Annotated in this window: 18 protein-coding genes; 2 read left to right on the top strand and 16 right to left on the bottom strand. The window is 35.4% G+C overall.

The window, feature by feature from the left end:
• Positions 1-4: 4 nt before the first annotated feature.
• From CDIMF43_RS02385 to CDIMF43_RS02355, 8 genes are all read right to left on the bottom strand, one after another.
• The gene (locus tag CDIMF43_RS02385; protein ID WP_109841094.1) at positions 5-1,138 is read right to left on the bottom strand and encodes a DUF916 and DUF3324 domain-containing protein; all 1,134 of its coding nucleotides are present in this window, start codon (positions 1,136-1,138) and stop codon (positions 5-7) included.
• 48 nt (positions 1,139-1,186) lie between these two features.
• Positions 1,187-1,855: a WxL domain-containing protein gene (locus tag CDIMF43_RS02380; protein ID WP_074402391.1), complete on the bottom strand. Its 669-nt coding sequence runs from the start codon at positions 1,853-1,855 to the stop codon at positions 1,187-1,189.
• 36 nt (positions 1,856-1,891) lie between these two features.
• Positions 1,892-3,004 (bottom strand): DUF916 and DUF3324 domain-containing protein, encoded by a 1,113-nt coding sequence (locus CDIMF43_RS02375; RefSeq protein ID WP_167554788.1) that lies wholly within the window; start codon positions 3,002-3,004, stop codon positions 1,892-1,894.
• A gap of 75 nt (positions 3,005-3,079) precedes the next feature.
• On the bottom strand, positions 3,080-3,772 hold the full coding sequence (locus CDIMF43_RS02370; RefSeq protein ID WP_109841093.1) for a WxL domain-containing protein: 693 nt from the start codon (positions 3,770-3,772) through the stop codon (positions 3,080-3,082).
• A 39-nt stretch (positions 3,773-3,811) separates the two neighbouring features.
• Positions 3,812-4,471, bottom strand: a complete 660-nt coding sequence (locus tag CDIMF43_RS02365; RefSeq protein WP_109841092.1) for a WxL domain-containing protein — start codon at positions 4,469-4,471, stop codon at positions 3,812-3,814.
• A 27-nt stretch (positions 4,472-4,498) separates the two neighbouring features.
• A complete protein-coding gene (locus CDIMF43_RS02360; protein ID WP_227001269.1) occupies positions 4,499-5,164 on the bottom strand; it encodes a WxL domain-containing protein in 666 nt (221 codons plus the stop codon).
• 6 nt (positions 5,165-5,170) lie between these two features.
• Positions 5,171-5,482 carry an LPXTG cell wall anchor domain-containing protein gene (locus tag CDIMF43_RS13785; protein ID WP_074402387.1) on the bottom strand — a complete coding sequence of 104 codons (312 nt, stop codon included), beginning with the start codon at positions 5,480-5,482 and terminating at the stop codon, positions 5,171-5,173.
• 4 nt (positions 5,483-5,486) lie between these two features.
• Complete coding sequence (locus CDIMF43_RS02355; RefSeq protein ID WP_074402386.1) at positions 5,487-5,735, bottom strand: hypothetical protein; 249 nt, start codon at positions 5,733-5,735, stop codon at positions 5,487-5,489.
• A gap of 276 nt (positions 5,736-6,011) precedes the next feature.
• Between CDIMF43_RS02355 and CDIMF43_RS02350 the strand changes: the two genes are divergently transcribed.
• Positions 6,012-7,511, top strand: coding sequence for a helix-turn-helix domain-containing protein (locus tag CDIMF43_RS02350; protein WP_109841091.1), 1,500 nt, complete (start codon positions 6,012-6,014; stop codon positions 7,509-7,511).
• 93 nt (positions 7,512-7,604) lie between these two features.
• On the opposite strand, the gene CDIMF43_RS02345 is transcribed toward CDIMF43_RS02350, so the two are convergent.
• The 6 genes from CDIMF43_RS02345 to CDIMF43_RS02320 all read right to left on the bottom strand — a co-directional run bounded on the left by CDIMF43_RS02345 (position 7,605) and on the right by CDIMF43_RS02320 (position 12,828).
• Complete coding sequence (locus CDIMF43_RS02345; RefSeq protein WP_109841090.1) at positions 7,605-8,576, bottom strand: DUF1002 domain-containing protein; 972 nt, start codon at positions 8,574-8,576, stop codon at positions 7,605-7,607.
• Between the two features lie 255 nt (positions 8,577-8,831).
• Positions 8,832-9,212, bottom strand: coding sequence for a DUF956 family protein (locus CDIMF43_RS02340; RefSeq protein ID WP_034572467.1), 381 nt, complete (start codon positions 9,210-9,212; stop codon positions 8,832-8,834).
• 129 nt (positions 9,213-9,341) lie between these two features.
• Positions 9,342-10,259, bottom strand: coding sequence for a PTS system mannose/fructose/sorbose family transporter subunit IID (locus CDIMF43_RS02335; RefSeq protein ID WP_074402383.1), 918 nt, complete (start codon positions 10,257-10,259; stop codon positions 9,342-9,344).
• A gap of 98 nt (positions 10,260-10,357) precedes the next feature.
• Positions 10,358-11,161: a PTS mannose/fructose/sorbose transporter subunit IIC gene (locus CDIMF43_RS02330; protein ID WP_034572473.1), complete on the bottom strand. Its 804-nt coding sequence runs from the start codon at positions 11,159-11,161 to the stop codon at positions 10,358-10,360.
• A gap of 24 nt (positions 11,162-11,185) precedes the next feature.
• On the bottom strand, positions 11,186-12,181 hold the full coding sequence (locus CDIMF43_RS02325) for a mannose/fructose/sorbose PTS transporter subunit IIA (RefSeq protein ID WP_074402382.1): 996 nt from the start codon (positions 12,179-12,181) through the stop codon (positions 11,186-11,188).
• A gap of 152 nt (positions 12,182-12,333) precedes the next feature.
• A complete protein-coding gene (locus CDIMF43_RS02320) occupies positions 12,334-12,828 on the bottom strand; it encodes a PTS sugar transporter subunit IIB (RefSeq protein ID WP_074402381.1) in 495 nt (164 codons plus the stop codon).
• A 401-nt stretch (positions 12,829-13,229) separates the two neighbouring features.
• Here CDIMF43_RS02320 and CDIMF43_RS02315 point away from each other — a divergent pair, with 401 nt between their 5' ends.
• The gene (locus tag CDIMF43_RS02315; RefSeq protein WP_109841089.1) at positions 13,230-13,892 is read left to right on the top strand and encodes a CatB-related O-acetyltransferase; all 663 of its coding nucleotides are present in this window, start codon (positions 13,230-13,232) and stop codon (positions 13,890-13,892) included.
• A gap of 65 nt (positions 13,893-13,957) precedes the next feature.
• Here the strand turns inward: CDIMF43_RS02315 and CDIMF43_RS02310 are convergent, their stop codons facing one another.
• On the bottom strand, positions 13,958-18,013 hold the full coding sequence (locus CDIMF43_RS02310) for a bacterial Ig-like domain-containing protein (RefSeq protein ID WP_109841088.1): 4,056 nt from the start codon (positions 18,011-18,013) through the stop codon (positions 13,958-13,960).
• Between the two features lie 683 nt (positions 18,014-18,696).
• Positions 18,697-19,650, bottom strand: coding sequence for a restriction endonuclease (locus CDIMF43_RS02305; protein WP_109841087.1), 954 nt, complete (start codon positions 19,648-19,650; stop codon positions 18,697-18,699).
• Between the last annotated feature and the right edge of the window lie 2 nt (positions 19,651-19,652).

Genomic DNA, 19,652 nt, shown 5'->3' with positions numbered 1-19,652 from the left:
TGTTTCACCAACCTATTCCTTTATTCTTATCTAGTGACTCTTTTTTCATTTTAGTTCGTTTAATGATTTTTCTGACTTTCTTTTTTTTCTTATATTTCTTTTTTATTATTAAGAACAATATTACTACGACACTTAGGCTAAGAAACAAAATACCAACAATAAGTACATCCTTATTTTGTTTTGCTGAGACATTGTCATTTAGTGCTTCCTGATTTATTTGCTGTGCTTTTTCTTTAGTAATGCGAAAGGTTTGACTCCAGCTCCAGTTTTGACTTGGCCATTTTGGGTCTTCAGTGGTCGCTTCTATATTTAAAATGTAATCCCCAGCTTTCATCTCCTGATTCATTAAAAAAATAGGATAAGAAAAACTTGAATTAGGAGCCATCGTTACTTCTTCTTGTTGCCGTTCGTATAAAATTTTATTATTTTTTTGATTTAAAATTTGAGCATTAATGGTTAGTTTTGAAACAATTCCTGGCGACTCATTTTCAATAGTTGCTTGAATCGCTTTTCGGTAGTTGCTTAATCCTGTAGTGATTTTTTTTAAGTTCAATTCAGGTTTGTCAATTTCTTGATTGACCGTTACTTTTATTGCAAGTGAATAGCTGTATTTATTCGCTATTCCAATCCCTTTTTCTTCGTGATTTTCTACTACTTGATCTTCTTTTTCAAAGTACCAAGCGCCTAATATCACACCATCTGGTGCGTTATTTGGCACATCAATCAATGATGTTACTGTTTTTTCTGAATGAGGCGGTACTTCCACTCGTTTATCCGAAGACTCAATCGTTGTAAAATCGCTTAGTTTAAATTTCAAGCTTTTTGATACAGGATTAGGTATATCGTTGTACGTAATTGCGCCATTCTCATTTGTAAAAGCTGTAAATATTTGAGATTTTACAAAGATTGGGTGATTTGATGCGTTCGTTATGATCGCTTGAATTTCTTTTTTTTCACCCACTGTTGCTCTTAGATCATAAAAAGAATTTGTTTCATTAATTTCATTAGCTGCTTTTACTTTTTTAACGCTATAGCTGACATCAGATTTTGGTTGTGCCGTTTCCTCCGAACTTTCAGCAGAAACATTGTTTCCAAGTAGTAACAAGATCAAACTCATTGCGCTGATTATTTTTTTCATGATTCCATTCCTTTACTGTGTCCATTTGCAACAAATTTATTTTCTAATTCAACTAGTTGGTGCTGTTAACAAACTCCAGTTAATAGTAGACGTATAGCTTCCCTTTTTAGTGATTATTGTTTTAAATGTTAACTGTACTTTAGAACTTTCCCAAGCGCTTATCGTTGTTGCTTTTCCATTATTGTTGATTTGATCTGCTGATAAGATCGTTACTGGTGTATTATCACCATAAACTTCTACTTTATACGTCTTTAGATGTTCGTCTTCGGCACTATTGCTTGCTGGTACATGTAAAGAATTCCGAAGGATTCCTTTAGGAATTGTTAATTTAGCACCTTTTATTTCTGTATTTTCTTTCGATACTAGTTCATTTCGCTGAATAGTCAACACCCATCCATTTGCATCTGTTCGATTGTCCGTTACTTGAATAAATTGAGTTCCAACATCCTTTGCTGAGTAGCTTAAAACAGAATCTTTCATTGTTTTTACGCCAAAATCAAACTGAAGTGGGGCAACGTTTAGTGACAGAGGTCCAGGATTATTCGTAGACGGATTATTGGGATCTTCCATTCCTAATTCCGATGGATTTAGTGGATTAACAGGGCTCATGACATCGGTATCATCTTCAAAATCAACCACTCCAGTTGATTCGGCAAAAGCGGGGGTTCCAAATCCTAAAATCGTTAATAAGAGACAACTCACATTTAGTTTTCTCACTTTAAACGCCTCCTTCCCATAGTTATTTTAATCAGTTCAGTGTTCATTAACATTTTCTGATTGTTGCTTTTTTTTCTTTGCTTGAGCTTTTTTTCGCTTTTTTTGCTTTCTTATCCGAGCTTGACGTTCTGCTTCTTTTTTCTTTTTATGTTTGTAAATGAAATAAATGATTCCACTAGTCATTATCGTTATGACACCTATTGCTAACAAACTAATCATTAGCCAATTTGGAGTGGATTTTTCTAATTCTACAGCGTCTTTGTTTAGCGTTTTAGACTCATTTGCTGAAATTTTAAACTCCTCTTCAAATTCCCACTGATTGTCACCTGACTTAGCGGTCATTTCTAATGTATAGGTTCCTGGCTCTAAGCTTTGGTTGTTCCAGTTTATAGGGAAATCAAAATTTGAGTTGGGCGCCATTGACATATCTGTTTTTGTTATTTCATGTAAAACAGTCGCATTGCCTTTTTTTCTTATCTTTGCATGGACATCGAATTCTTTTATGAGCGTCGCTTTTGTATTTTGTAAGTTCACAGTTATAGCCGTTCGATAGTTTAGTAAGGTCGGTTTAATTTGATTCATTTTTAACTGAGGTTTCACTTCTGTTAATGCTTCTCTTAATTGGATGCCTATCACATACGAATAATTATTTTTAATTTGCACGTTTTTTTCAGCTTCTTTTGAAGCATCTGCTTCTTCTTTTTTAGTAACATAAAATCCGCCTAGCAAAAGACCTTCAAAAGGTTTATCTGGCATTTTAAGTGTAAATGGAACTTGTTTGGTTTCGTTAGGAGCCAGTGTCACTTCTTGTTTCTTTGAAATAATGGAACTGAGGGGAATTTTTAAGGTGGAATCTAGTTTTACTTTATTTTGACTATAATCAATCACACCATTTTGATTGGTTGTCGCAATGTTAGGAGAAAGAATGATTGTTGTTTCCTTATCGCTAGAATTACTAACAGTTAGGGTAATTTCTTGTTCTTGACCTGGTTCCATTTTCAGATCAAAATAAGTAAGTGTTTTGTTGATTTGGTTTTCTGGTATATTAGCTTTTGCAGAATAAGCCATGCTTCCTTCTGCTTGACCTATAATTGGTGAAATTAAGCTCCCTATTAGTAATACAACGGTTAGTAAATGTAATTTTTTCATCTTGATCGATTCCCCTTTTCTTAATGAAACAACAAGGACCTCCTTTTCAAAGTGATCCTTGTCTGTAAGTTTTACTTATTTTGGTGCATCTTCCAGTTCCCATGTGATTGAAGATGTATACTCAGTGTTCGCTTCTGGTGTACCTGCTAAAACATTTAATTGAATAGATTCATTGGCTTGATCGGCACCAGACCAAACATTGAGCCACGTACCCCGCCCTCCTTTATTCGTTGCAATAATAACTGGTTTACTTTCTTGGTTATCAAATACAATATCTGATGAAACTGGAGATAGTGATATATTACTTGTACTTCCAGCTTTTACTATACTGCTTTGCATTGATAAGGTAGCACCTTTTAATTCGTGATTGTTTTCGTTAATAAACCGACTCATTTTTGCTGATAATCTCCAGCCATCTCCTGAGCCACGTAAATCTGTCACTTGTACAAAAGGATCCGCATTCAATGCTTTATATGCAACTGTTTTTCCTGAAATTTTCTGTTTTCCAAATTTTAAATTGGAAACATAATCAACAGATAACGGTCCAATTTGACCTGTTCCTTCATTTTCTGGATCTGAGCTATCTATAGGGCTTGGTAGGATCAAATTATCTGGTTCTTTTGGATTCACTGGTGGCGTCACTACACCGTCTCCTGCAAGAAAATCAATTTTGCTGTCTGATATTCCTGGTGAGGCAGCACTTACTTGTAATCCTCCAGCCATTGGGATTGAAATAATTAGTGCAGTCAAAAAAAATCTTTTATTCATCGTATTCCCCTATCATTTTCTGTTATTTTTTAAATCCTGTTATGGTGCATCTTCTAGCGACCAAGTAATTGTGGATGAATAGGTGGCAACTTTATTTCCCGATGGAACAGCTAAAGTTACTTTTTCTCCTTTGGCTTCAAATGAGTTTACCCATGTTGAACGCCCTTGTGTTGTACTAGCTTTCATAATACTTGTTGGTGTTGGCGATAACGCTACTTTAAAAGCCGTTGGTGTTAAAAGTGGATCTACCCCTTCTTTTGTCGTTAGTGCTCCTTCTGGAATAGTCATAACAGCGCCTTTTAACTCTAATGTATCGTCTTCGGTTTTAAAAGGCGTTGCACTTACTTTTAAATTCCAACCTAAATCTTCCCCACGTTCATCTGTCACTTGAAGTCCTAATTTAGTTCCTAAAACAGGCGTTGCTTCAAGAAGCGCTTTTGATTCTGCACCTAGTTTTTTTGTTTGAAAATTAAAACTTGAGACAGTATCTAGACTGAGTGGTCCTTTATTTCCTGTTGGTGGTAGAAGTTCTGGATCAATTACTTCTGGAATTGTCGTCGAATCTCCTGCTTGTAATTCAAAATTAGCTGTTGAAGAACCTTTACTGACCTCTGCTGCATTTGCTTGCAAATTGTTCATTAACGTAATACTAACTAAAATACCTGCACTTAAGGATAGACCGATTAATTTCTTTTTCATTTTTATTACCCCTTTTCATTTACTTTTTTATTTTGGTGCATCCATTAACGACCACGTTACTGTAGAGATGTATTCTCCATTTTTATTTCCAGCTGGTACCGTTAATTTAATTTCATCTTTGTTGAAAACACTTGTCCAAGTTCCCGCACCTGAACCTGCTAGGGCATTCATTAAAACGTTAGGTGTTTCATTTACTTCAACAGCTGACACTGTAGGCGCAAGAGATACGTTCGTCCCAGCTGTTTCAAGCAATCCAACAGGTAAGATCAACTTTGCACCCTTTAATATTTTCGTTGCATCTTTACTATCTATAAATGCAGTTTGTGAAACTTGTAAATTCCAACCTGCTTCTTCTCCACGGTTGTCAGTTACTTGGGCATTTGAATCCATTACTACTGAAGTATACACTTGTTCTTTTCCTTCTAATTTATGTGTATCAAACAATAATGGGGCTACGTTATCAATTGTCAAAGAACCCCTATTTCCAGTTTCCCCTGGTGGAATTGTAGGCTTAATTGGTTCTGTTGGGCCTTCTGTTTGGTCTCCAGGAGTTAAATTAATAGAACCATAAGAAGTTCCACTTTTTCCATCTTCACTCCCCTTTACCTCATCTCCGGTAACTGCGTATGTTGCTGTACTAAATAAAAAACTTGTACTAATTAATCCTACAACTAACATTCTTTTTAAAATCATCTTTTACTACCCCCGTTTTATTTTATTCATTCCTACTACTGAAATAACTAAAAGTAGACTCCCCACTATAAGTATATTCTCTTGACCCTGCTCCCCTGTTTGAGGTAAATAATCCCCTCTTTGCACTTCCTTAGCCCCTATGCTAGGATTTTTTTTTCCGTTAGACTTTTTTTCCTGCACTAACTCATCAGCTTCATTTCCTTCAGTAAAAAAAATACCTACTTGGCTTTTTGTCGTATTTGCTAAAGACACTGACGGGAAACAAAGAACTAGCACAATAATGAAAAACAAAAGCAATTCTTGCTTTTGCGTACGCATCCGTTCACCCCCTTTCCAATTGATTTTGATTTTTAAATTCTAATGAATCTCCAAAATAATCAACGTAGTTTACTTTGATAACATTCCCAAATTTTTCTTTGACAATATCAGCTACTTTATTTTCATCTAGCTCACTACTGAAAACCAAACTTTTCGAAATGTTTTTCTCAAATTCACCTGTTTTACTCGTAATTAAAACTTGAAACTCTACATTATAAATGAAAACATCGTCCCAATTATCATCAATAATCATTTTGTCACTCCATCGCCTTATTTGTACAAGTAATAATTAATTTACTGTACTATAAGTGTAGAACATTTATATTTTCTCATGTTATCTTAATTTAGTATCTAATTCTCCAATTTATGATAAAAGTCTTATTTAATAGTATTCGTATACGTTTTCTGGAATTATATTTAAAACTACTATTCTCGACGTATTTGACTATCGTCTTATTTCCGTTATAATCTTAGAGCTAGATAAATTGCTTTACATATCATTTGCTACTCAATAAAAGGAGGTTTTGCTGTGGACACATTAATGACGAAAAAAGATTTAGCTAAATTAACTTTATTTAGAGAGCTTGTTTACACTCATCCAAAAGAACTCTCCCTTGAATCCTTTTCTGAATTACTTCAAATTTCTAAACGTTCAACACTAAACACGATTGAAGAACTGGCTCATGATTTAGAAATAGAAAAAGATTTTAAGGATTTGGAAATTAAAAAAAATAAATATTGTTATTCGATAGTAAATTCTTCTCCTATGAACATCGAATACTTTATGGTGAGTTTGCAACTACACTATTTGAAAAATTCAATCCAATTCAATATTATTTATTCACTTTTAACGAAACACTTTGATTCAATGATTCAATTAGCTGAGTATTTATACATCAGCACCCCCCATTTATACAGACAAATGGCTGATCTTAAACGCTTCTTAGCTGGTTTTAAAATTGATATTGTTTTTACTGAAACCAAAAATGAGAATAACTTAGTTGGTTCTCCAAAACATTTAAAAACATTCTATTACTTTTTTTACTGGGGAATTTCTCAAGGAATCGCATGGCCTCTTGAAGACCTGTTTCCAATAAAAAAATTCAACAAAGAATTCAAGCTCGCCTTTTCAGCTCCCGCTCACAATCCCTCTAAAACAAAAAAATTAGAAATTCTATTTTTATTATCTTATTTAGATAAAAGAAATCCGCCTTTTACACTTTCTGAAGATATTAAAGAAATTGCGACTATTTTTAAAGAACTTAATGATGTATCGGTTTATTCTCATGACTATTTAACAGATGAAGATGAGCTTTTATTTATAAATTTATTGTCTAGAATTTCGATTTCTGAGCTTGATAATTTAGAGGAAAAGGTTGCTCTTTATTCTCAAGTGGAGTCCTTAAACTCTCCAATTGTCAAACATTCTACAGAATTAACCGAGTCAATTTTCACGCAATTTTTCCCAGATGTTTTTATTTCAATTGAAGATCGTGCTGTTACCTTCTACTATATTTTTATTTTTCATATCTACATTTATTATTTTGATACAGACTTGTCTGTATTGTTTGCAAATCCTGTCAGCCTGAAACGTTTTTCGACTAAATCCGAGCGTTTCAAATTGATTGAACATAAAATTATGCATTTTTTTCATTCAATAACTACTGAATACAATATGAAAGTTGACGAAAAATATTTAAATGGGTATTACTTTTTAATTGCTTCTATTATTGACTACGTTGACCCTATGTATTTAAAAATATACATTCAGTATTCAAAACATGTGGCAGGAGTAAATATTATCAAAAGAAAACTCTTTACTATGTTCGGTAAAGAAAATATTGTTATTGTAGATGATATTAATGATGCCAGAATTATTATTTCTGATTGTTTTGAGCATCAGAAGCCCGATCAAATTCTATTTTTCATTACTGAAATTTCTCGACCAGAAATGTGGCAAAATTTGATGCTTCTGATTTTAAAAGAAAAATTCCAGAAATCTTTTCGCTTTCCATTTATACTAGAGTAAAAAAGGTCGTCCTAATGTATGTTTAGGACGGCCTCTTTTATTTAAATCTACTCAAAAAAAGAACCATTCTTTTTAAGAATGGTTCTCCTTTATCTAGTTAAAAAATCCTGTTACCCAGCTGACAAAACGATCCCAACTATTGCTCACTTTTTGTAAAAAGTTCTGTGCTTCTTCTGAGTTTAACGAATTGCGGGCTTCTCCAAGCCAGTTTTTCGCATTATTCATAACATCTTTTCCGAAGTTATTGAGTTGGCTAATCAATTCTTTGTTATTAATCGCTGGCGAATTTTGGAAGCGAATCATAAAATTAGTAATTTGTGTGGTTTGTTCAGGTGTCACAACTTTCTCTAAATTGTTGTTCTTCAATGCTTCGTTGACAATTTTTTCAACATCTTCTTTTGTTGCAAGTTGATCTTGTTTTTCATGAATTTTTGCAAGTTCCGCTTTAATTTCAGCAAAGGCAACATTTAGATTCGCGTCACTAAAATCTGCATTGTCTTTATTCGCTTCTGAAATTCCTGAAATAACTCCCAACTCTTCTTGCCCAACGGCAATTGATTCTTTGTCTAATGCTTGGCCATTCTCATCAAATGCCATAAATACGCCGGCTAAAGCTCCTTCTCCTGTTACTGGAACTGCTGAAGCTACTTTGATGGTCGCATCCGTTACACCTGCTGTAATGCTTGCATTTCGATACTGTTCAGTAGTAATCAATGTGATATTTTCAGGCGTTACGATTTCGACTTTTACACCATCACCTGCTGATGTCCGCTGAATCAGTGAACTGGAATAAACTTGGGCACCTGGATTATTGCTGTTTTGCAAATATTTTGAAATAACATTGCCATCTACGACAAACTCATCAACAGCATCATCTGATTGTATCCCTAATAGCTTGCGTGTTTCTGCAATTTGGCTTTGATTTAATGTTACGCCTCTTGTAAAAGCTGGTTTTCCCCATGTTTCATTGATTGACGTACGGGCTTGAACTGGATGAGCACTTGCTAATCCACCCAGTGTGATCAATCCAACAAAGCTAGCGGTAAGTATTTTTTTTAGTTTCATCTAATTGTTGCCTCCTATTTTATAACGATTGTGGACTAATTTCATTTAAATGCTCGTTCATTGGTATGCTACTTAGCATAATTTTAATCGTTTCCCCTTCTTTTAGCAACGGTTAAGTACTTAAGTTTTATTAAGGTTATTCTAAAAATTTACTTAATGAAAAAAGGCCCCTATCCCAAATACAGTCATTGAGTTCTAGCTTCCAACAAAAAAAGAATCACTCTCTATTAGAATGACTCTTGGTTAAATAAATGTTTAGTTAGTTTTCTTTTTCCCCATTGATTTAAATGCTCGTTTAATCACATCAAAGAAGCTCAATGATTGAACCATATGACTTGGATCTACGTATTCTCGCATGGCTCTAAGAACTTTTTTAGGGTTTTTTGACGAAAAGGTGAAAGTCCCATTTCTCTTTGTTTTAATCGCATAACGCGGAATCCATTTCCCCTTAAACATGACTGAAGCAATCACTTGGTCAACTTCTTCCCAAGGGATTTGAATAAATTTATGGGCGTCACGAGCATTGTAAAATTCAAAACCGTTGTTTCCAATCATAATTTTCCCGTAATCTGTTAGACCTGTAAAAGCGGTGGCATCTATCACCAAATCTACTTTTGTGTTAATTGACTCTACCATTCTATCCGCTCCATTTCGTTTAGCTTGTTTCATTCATTATACGTTTTTTATTTAGTTTCGCCAATAAAAAAAGTGGCTGAGACAATTATCTGCAGCCACTTTTTAGATAAGCACTAATTGGTTATCGGCTTATAAAAGACCGATTACGTGACCAAGCACACCAACTACGAATAAACCAAGAATGATAACGATTGGGCTAACTTTTTTCTTCAATAACCACATGCAGAAGAATGTTAATAATAATGCAGCTAAACCAGGAATCAATTGATCTAAGTTGTTTTGTAATGTTGTTACTTTAGTAGATGAAAGGGCTAATCCTGAGTTCACTTGTTCGAAAGCATTGCGAATTCCTTCGCCTCCTCCTGGAAGTTTATCCCATTCAATATACGCACCTTTGTCTAGCTTAACTTCAGAGACAACGGGTAAGAATTTAATCGATACCCACCGCTGTACTAAGGCTGCCAGAACGAACATCCCAAGAATTGACGCTCCTTTTGTCACGTCTTGTAATACGCCACCAGAAAGATCTTCTGTAATTTTAGAACCGGCTTTATAACCGAATTCTTGTGTGTACCACATAAAGCCCCAACGAATTAAGTTCCATGCTACGAAGAAAATAATTGGACCAAGAATGTTTCCACCCATTGCTAAAGATGCACCAAGTGCGCCTAGCATTGGACGAACTGTAAACCAGAATACTGGATCACCAACACCAGCTAATGGACCCATCATCCCAACTTTAACCCCTTGAATTGCTACGTCATCAACTGGCGCGCCATTCGCACGTTCTTCTTCAAGTGCTAAGGTTACCCCAAGAATTGGTGAAGCAATATATGGGTGAGTATTAAAGAACTCTAAGTGACGTTTCAATGCTGCTGAACGATCTTCTTTTGTTTTATATAATTTTTTGATCGCTGGGATCATTGAGAATGCCCAACCACCATTTTGCATACGTTCATAGTTCCAAGAACCTTGAATAAATGTTGAACGCCATGCAACGGCTAAACGATCTTTTTTCGTTAAATGAATTTTTTCTGTTTCTGCCATTTTTCTTTTCCTCCTTTGTCATGCTCTCTTAGAGGTTTGAAACCTTAGAGACACGATACAAATCGAACATTATAAGACTTTGCTAGCTACTTTTTAATTTAATAGTCGTTTAAGATATCCCCTAGTGGGTCGCCAGAATTGCTTCCGCCGCCACCGTTTGAAGAACCACCCATTTTAGAAAGGTTCAAGTAAATCAATGCCAATGCAACACCAAGTGCTCCAAGAGCGATTAATGTTAATTGAGAAATTGCTGCTACAACAAAACCGATAATGAAGAATGGCCATACTTCTTTTGTTGCCATCATGTTGATTACTAATGCGTAACCAACGGCAACGACCATTCCACCACCAATAGCCATACCTTCAGTTAACCATGCTGGCATTGATTCCAAGAATGATTGAACCGTTTCTGCTGGGATGAATAAAAGTGCTGCTGCAGGAATTGCAATACGAATCCCTTGCATACATACTGCAAGAATGTGTAACATTTCAATTTTTCTGATATTTCCATCTTCTGCCGCTGTATCCATCATGTGAACGATAGGTACTGCAAGTGTACGAACGATCATTGTTAAGAATAAACCTGCTACTGCAAGTGGAACCGCGATTGCGATTGCTGATGGAACGCCTTTAACGCCTTGTCCACCTAATACTAAAATAATTGCTGATGCAACGGATGCCAATGCAGCATCTGGTGCTACGGCTGCTCCAATATTTGCCCATCCAAGAGCGATCATTTGAAGTGTACCGCCAAGAACGATACCCGCTGTCAAGTTACCTGTTACTAATCCGATTAACGTACATGCTACTAGTGGTTGATGAAATTGGAATTCATCTAAAATTCCTTCCATACCAGCTAGAAAAGCAATTAATATTACTAAAACAATTGATATAATAGACATAATAGCCTCCTAATTAATTTATTTTTACTTTGCGTTAGCTAATTCAGCTTTTGCTTTTTTAAGAATGTCATCCATGTTGGCTTGAGAATCATTTGGTACTTTACGAACATCAAATTTGATGCCTTTTTCTTTCATTTCTTCAAAATGTTTAACATCTTCTGGTCCCATTGAAAGAACTTTGCTTACCACAACTTTTCCAACGGAATGAGCCATTGATCCAACATTTACTTCTTTGATATCTACGCCACCTTCAACTGCTCTAAGAACGTCTTCAGGGTTTTCAAATAATAGCAATGCTTTTGTATTTCCAAAGCGAGGATCTTTTGAAATTTCAATCATTTTACTAATTGGAATAACGTTTGCTTTAACACCAGGTGGTGCAGCTTGTTCAATCAATTTTTTACGTAAATCGTCTTTTGCAACTGTATCTGAAACAACGATAATACGATTTGGTTGTGTTGATTTTGTCCATGCTGTTGCAACTTGACCGTGTAATAAACGAGAATCCACACGTGCCAATACAAATTTGATTTTGCCATCTCCAACAACCGTTCCTGGAGCAAGTGATCCTTTTGGTTGTGCATCTTCAGTAACGACAGCAGCTGTTTTTTCTTTAGGCTCTAATTCCTCAGGTTGAATTCTAACCCCTTCTTTAGCTGTTCCAAGAATGTGTGTTGCAATTTCTTGAGCTGACGTCATTGAAAAACGTGACGCATAAGCTTCAATTACCATTGGTAAATTCATACCGGCAACGATTGCCCATTTGTCTTTGTGTGCTTCAAACAAACTATTTGCTTGATTGAAGGGTGTTCCGCCCCATAGATCGACTAAGAATAATACTTCGTCTTGATTGTCAAAAGATGCAATTGCAGCTTCCATTTTTGCTTTTACATCGTCTGGACCTTCACTTGGCATCAACGTAATAGCCTTTACGTTTTCTTGCTCTCCAAAAATCATTGCGCCAGATTGCAAGATGCCTTCAGCGAATTCGCCATGACTTGCTAGGATAATTCCTACCATCTCTCTACCTCCTAAATAATGTCTCTAGATTTTGTTCAAATAGCTGCCAACCTGCACAGCTATTTTTTACACGTTTCGCTAGTCTTTGTCTATTAAAAACAGACTTTCCTAACAAAACCGCCCCCTTTCAAGGTTCCTTTTAGTTGATCATTTTAAACCTTCGCTTTTTTTAATACATCCATCAGATTTTGTTTATTATCAGTAATGACTTTTCGAATCTCCAGTTCCGTTCCTTGGGCATTTAAATAGTGGAAAGCTTCCAAATCGGCATCGTCAACAGCAATTGTATTCGCCACCATTTTCTTTCCTGAGGTATACCCCATCGCGCCAATATTTACGGTGGGAAAATGAATACCTGATTTAACTATTTGCGAAACTTCAATGGGATTGGTAAACAACAGAATGACCTTTACTCCATCAAACAGTGGGTTGGAATAGACTTCAATCATTTTAGCTACAGTAATCACATTGACTTTGATTCCTGGTGGAGCCGCTTGTTGAAGTAAGATTTTTCGTATATTGTCTTTTGTCACAGCATCACTTACAACAATAATTCGTTGTATGTCTAGCCGTTTAGCCCAGACGATCGCAACTTGCCCATGGATGAGCCGATCATCGATTCTTACTAAGCGGATATCAATCCCCAACAGAATCCCCTCTTTCTTGTTCATCCATTTGTTTGGCTTCTCTTATTATATAGCAATTTTCGTGCCAACTTTAGTGTATCATTTCCAAAAACTATTATATCAGCATTTCTATCAAAAAAATAGACGAAAAACAAATACACTGATTAGTGTATTACGTTAATTTGATACACTAATTCTATTTCCCCTTAGTGTATTGTCCAATTACAGCATAAATAAAAGTCGTATTATGTTATTTTATTATACAGCTTACCTATTAACTTTTTTTCGTTTATGTTAGAATAATCTCAAGTAAAAGGGAGGCATTTTCATGATTCGTCGGTTAAAAAAATTAAAAAATGTCGCTACGGCATTCAGCTTCTAGGTTTATACGCAAGACTAACTTAGAAGCGAGGAAAAACATTATGAAACAATTTAACAACTGGTCAGAAACCAAACTTTTGAAGGATATCGTAACAAACCCCCTGATTGAAGTCGGAAATGGTTCTTATTATTCCGGCTATTACGCCAATCAAGATTTTGAGGATGGCTGTGTCCGTTATCTTTGGGGCGATAAAAAAACAAAAAATTTATTTAATCCAATTGAAGAATTTGGTTGGACGCTGGATAAACTTATCATTGGAAATTATGTCTGTATTGCTGCAGGTGTCACCATTTTAATGGGAGGAAATCACAATCATCATCCTGATTGGATTACCGTCTATCCCTTTAAAAATCAGATCATGGATTCTTACGCACCTAAAGGCGATACCCTTATAAAAAGCGATGCTTGGATTGGGATGAATGCTATGATTATGCCTGGAGTAACTATTGGGGAAGGCGCTATTATCGCTGCTGGATCAATTGTTACGAAGGATATTCCTCCTTACACTATTGTAGGTGGGAATCCTGCACGCATTATTAAAGAAAGATTTTCTGAAAAGGAAATCCAACAGTTATTAGAAATTAGATGGTTTGATTGGACGCCAGAACAAATAAAAAAAGCAGAACCTCTTTTGATGAGTGCCTCTATTGAAGAACTTTATCTGCATTACCAAGAAGTGGTCTTAAAAGATACTCTTCTTTAAATCTAAAAAACCCAATAAGAAGTTCAAGGATTAATTGAACTTCTTATTGGGTTTCTTTATTTTACTTACTTGTTTTCTTCTCTTTTTGATCTTCTGACTAAAATAATTCCACCTAGTGCTACAACTACAATCAACACACCAATAATTACTAGATAGTTACTTTTCTTTTCCCCAGTTTGTGGGAAGTTGGTTTCTGATTGAGTTTGCTTAGGTTTAGAAATGTGGACTTGATTCTTTTCGGTATTTCCTTGATTTCCAGAAGCGGGTTTTTCTGGTTCAATCGGCTTAATTGGTTCTTTTGGTTCTTCTGGTTTAACCGGCACTTCTTTTTCAAGAACTGTAATCGTAGCAACGTTTGTTAATTGCTTGTTTTTTACTTGAAGTACTCGTGTAAGGCTACTTTCTATTGGAAAATCTTCTGTGTCAATCGTGTAAGAAACTTCATATCTCCCTTTAACAGTTGGATCGGCAACGCCGGTTACGTTTACTTTATCAAAGGAAATCGGTTGCCCTTCACGATCAGTTGCTGAAATAAAATTATCCTCGGCTTTCCATGAATCGCCTACATATAAAGTAGAATCTTTCACAACTACACTTGATTGATCCGCTTTTACAATGATTGTAGCCGTTTGTGATTGGCTGCCATGACTGTAAGTCACTTGATAAACTCCCGCTTTGCTTGTATCTACCGATCCTGTAACGGTTAAATCGTTAATCCCAAGAGCGTTCCCAGCTTGATCGGTTGCTGAAATAAAGTTGTCCTCTGCTTGCCAATGATCGCCTACATATAAGGTAGAATTTTTTTTCACTTCAAGCGTTTCTTGTTTTTCTACTACTGTAATGGTCGCTTTGGCTGTTGCTGATTGGTTTTTGTAAACCACATCATATTTACCAGCATTATTTGTATCAACTGTTCCTTCCACAGTTAGTTTATCAACATCAACCGATTGTCCATCTACAGCTGTTGCTGAAACAAAATTATCACCTGGCTGCCAATGATCTCCTACAAAAATAGTAGAATCCTTAGCTTTCACACTTGTTAAATCTACGTTAAATGGAATTTCAACTAGATTACTACCCTTCGTTAATTTAATTCCTTTTCCTGTTAGATACTCTTCAGAAATAACATAGCCTTTCGGAACTTCGGTTACACGTAGCGTATACTCACCTGACATAATTGCGTCAATGTTGTATGCACCTTTGCTGTCTGTCACAAATTCACTCGTAGCTCCACTAAGATTATCCACAAGTTCAAAATGAACATTGGGGATATTAAGTGTTTTATCTGCTGCATCAACTGTATGGAACTGTACTTTGCCAAGATAAACAATTCCTTCTGCTTCTCCATCTGAGAATTTCAATACAACTACATTGCTAGCAACTGTTTTGCGCTCGGCTTTCATTAAATCTAAACTATCAGAACTAATCGTTGTTTCTGAGTAAATACGTCCTGGGTTTTCTGAAACGGTGTTGTACTGAATCGTGATGTTTTCAGTCAGTGTGTAATCGTTAAAACTAATTTTCACACCTGTTGCCGTTTGTTTAACGGTATACGCATCTTTTGGTACCCCATCAATTACAATTGAATTTAAATCAATTCCGCCATTTGTGACTCCTTTAATTGCGATATCAAATACTGGATTGATGACTTTCCGGGTTTTATCGTCAATATTTTTTGTCGTCATACTATTACTTGTCACATTTTTAAGCGTTGCATGCTCTGTTTGGCTAGCGGATAAAATCGCTACTGCTTCATTGCTAACAGAAGCGGTAGCAGACATTTCTTGATTGTTATACAAAGGTTCTGCTGTCGTCCCGGTCACTCTAATTGGGCTTACATCAACCCAACCGTTTGCCAGCTTGTATTCAATAATGTAACGTTTCGATGTTTTTCCAAAATCAAATTGATAACTATTCGTTGCTTCGTCAAATGTAATGGTCGGGTAACCTACACTGCTTTTGTTCATTGGTTTATCAAAGTACTGACCGCGATCCCAATATTGAGGATAAATAGAGTCCACCATATCATTTGAGACATCGTAGATATCAAAAATTACATCTGCTCCTTGTGGTACTTTCGTTAAAACAACTAGTGAGTCAAAGGAATCGTTTCGAGCGTTCACTAAAAATTGGTTTCCACTTGCTTGTAATGTACGTTCTGAGCCTTGCTTACTCCCAGTTGTGACGGTTGCATCAAGTTGCTCATATCCATCTGCACTCATCGTGATTGGAATGGTATCAACGGGAATGCTTTTGTTTTTTGCCAAACTATCTGGCACATAGTTAAACCCAATCGGGATTGTGATTGAATTGGTAATTGGTGTCGTGAATTTAATAACAGCACCATCTGCCGTATTGGTTACAGTGTAATCTTTATTTAATTTATAAGAAGAAACCGTCGTGACTTCTCTCAAGGTTAAATAATTCGGATTTTTCACATTAATGATTACATTTTCAATTGGTGCCTCGCGACTGCCTTCTACATTGACTGATGTACGATTAAAGTAAGCTCCATTTCGATCGTAATTCCCCCAAGCTGTTTCAGCATTGTTTGGGTTAAGAACTGAAATTGGTTGAATGTATTTATCAGAAATCAAAATAAATTCTTTATCCATGCCAATCACGGGAGTACTCACTGCTAATTCTATATCTTTTTCTTCTAACTGCATTTTAACGTTGTCCATAGAAATTTGTAAGTTGCTGTCTTTTGTTGCCGTTAAAATTACTTTGCTTCCTTCTTTGCTAACGTCAAAATAGTCCGTTATGAGAACACTTTGATTTTCTGCATTTCTCGCATTGAGTTTATACTCTTGAATTTCTTGACCATTTTTACTATTAACAACAATCTTTTCCCCTTTTTTCGTTTGGGATGCATTGCCATAAATCGTTAAATAATAATTTCCTTTGCTTTGAAAGCTTGCTCCATGAACTTGAGAGAAGTTTTTCTGGTTAATCATTTTTTGACTTTGACTTGTTTTAGCAGTAAACTCTATGGCCTTATTGACAGCCGTTGTTTTTAATAAGGTCACACTCCCAACTTTTGTAGTAGGGTATTGTTGAGAAAGAAAGTAATCATACGCTGATGCACTTTCTAAAGAAAGTGTACGATTAATTGAAACAACATAGGCTTTTTGCTGGTTCATTGTTGGAACTGTAATGGCTGTTTTTGTCACTGTATCTTCAGATAGGATGTAGTCTGTACCGTTTGTTAACTTTTGTTTCGTTTCTGGTAGAATGGTTCCATTAACATCTACGTCATAAGAATTTACATCGAATTGTTTATCTTCTTTACCAAATAGTGCTTCTGGCGTTTCAGCCATTGTTAATTCTAGCGTTTGATTTCCTGAAAGTGTTCGATTTAAATTATAGTAAATATCGCCTTGCAAACCAAATGTATATTCATTTTCAGTGTATTTAATGGGATCGACTTCTTCGTACAAGTCAAATTTGTATTGATTTTTCGTTTGTCCAGGTGTGTCTACGGTTACTAAAGGATTATTCTCCGTAGCAATGTAGCTTTTCAAGTTTAATGTAAATTCCGTATCTCTCACTCGTTGGTTAAATGTGATACTGACGGTTTTACTTGCTGCATCTACTGACCAAGCCGCGCCAACTCCGCCAACCTCACCACTAGCGTCAGAATAACCAAGTTGTGCTGGCAAATTCATTGTGTACACAGATCCTGGTAAGTAATCTTTATCTTCCACTACAAATTTTAGTTTTGCCGTTACAGGGGATGAATTTAAGATACGATTAGTCGCTTGTTGGCTGTATTCAACACCATTCATATCTGTAATCGTCATAGTTGATAAAATCTCATCTGTAATGACTGCTTTTGTATTTGGCGTCTCTGCTTTAGTTGTCGGAACAGCTTCTTCCTTAATTGGCGTTTCTACTGTTTTTTCTTCACTTAAAGCAGGAACTTCTTGTGCCTTTTCGTCTTTTGGCAAAGTTGTTTCAGTTTGGTTATTTTTAGTTTTTGTACTGTCCTCTTTTTCACTACTAACTGCTGCTTCCGTAGTCTCTTCGCTTGTTGTTACAGCGAAAGCGCTGACAGAAGAACTCAAGGTTTGTGTGATTAATAAGGCAAGCATGAACAAGCCTATTTTTTTCTTTTTCATTTATAATCCTCTCCTTCTTTTCGTCCCTATTTTTGCTGCGTTGGCATTTTTAGTTATTCACTTAAATGGGTCAACAGGCGTTCGTTTTTTGATAAGATCTCTCAGTTGTTGATTTAACTTTAAACTCAAAAAATAAATAACACGATATACAGTTTTTATATGTTTAAAGTAAACTAAATGAATCCTTTCAACTTCCCATTTAGAACAATTTTATCATTTAAAAATAGAAAATCAATGCACTTAAAGTATAAAAAGAGGATTTTAGCTCATATAATAAAATAACAAAATGTTATTTGTTCACATTTACTACATTTTTGATTTATGGCATGTTAAAGTAGCGTCTCTTCATTTTTTCATCACTGATTGACCCCATTTATTTCGTCCTTTCGGCACACTTTCTTCATACTTTCTCAGTATACTAAAAGAGTAATAAGTTTACTGACACAGCAAACAACCAAACTAACTTTTTTATTTTCATTTTTTCATTACAACTCCTCCAAAGTGTAATGACATCATGTCTGTGCGATTTAAAAATCTACAGCCATGATAACTCCTTTTTTGCCACCTGACTCTCCATCAGGTGGTTTTTTATGTTTTATTCTTTAAACTAGAACAAATGGCTATGTAAATACTTAAAAAAATTGACTAGTATTGGATTATACTAGTCAATGAAAAATTGCTTATTAAATTTCGCTCTCAAAATAATCATTATCTATTCTATACAGCTGATAGGTTTTGGCTATCTCTATGCCTACCCCATATTGAAGCATTAATTCAGTCAGTTTTATTCCATCAATCAATACAATCCCTTGATTTTTCGCAAAATCTTGAGCGCCTTTTGAAAAACTTGAAGTAGTAATAAATACGCCTCGATCCGCATTTACTGCTGCTAAAGCACCATAAAAAGATTGAATTGCAGGTCTTCCAATTGTATTTTCTTCTTTGTATCTTTTCGCTTGGATGTAAACAGTGCTCGTGCCAAGAGGATCCTGATTGATAATACCATCTATTCCCCCGTCATTTGTTCGAGTAGTAACTTTTGCTTCACCATTTTCACCACTGTATCCCATCGCAACAAGTAAATCGACTACGATTATTTCAAAAAAAGCTGGTGCTACTTGCTGTACTTTATTTAGCAGTTCAATCGCTACTTCGTTGTTTTGATTATTTATTATACTTTCAACGTTTATTTCTTTTGGCTCGTTTTCATCGATAGTAGGAAGGTTTCCTGCACGCTCATTTCGAATAGCTAGTTCTTGCATATATTGTTGGTAGGCAGGTTGTTCCTCTAAATTTTTCTTTGTCAACTCACTACCATATTGTTGCAATAAAGATTGACCTATTTCAGTAATTTTATAAATGCCCCGCTTTGGTCGATCAATGGCATTCGCTTTATAGAGATCACTAAGTGCAAAACTATATCTGTTTAATAAAATGCCATTACCATTGAGGTCATTAGGATATTTAATTGCCAAAATAGACTCTGGTATTTGTAAAAAACGAATAACCCGTTCTTTAATAACGCTACTCGTTGCTTCTTCTCCATTTTTTAAAACTTCAAGAATATATGGAATCAAAGAATCGTATTGAGGAATGCCATTTGCTGATTGCTTTAATTGTTGCCAATCTGTATTCATAT

Source organism: Carnobacterium divergens, from assembly GCF_900258435.1.
Taxonomy (GTDB): domain Bacteria; phylum Bacillota; class Bacilli; order Lactobacillales; family Carnobacteriaceae; genus Carnobacterium; species Carnobacterium divergens_A.
This window is presented reverse-complemented; position numbering and strand designations above follow the sequence as displayed.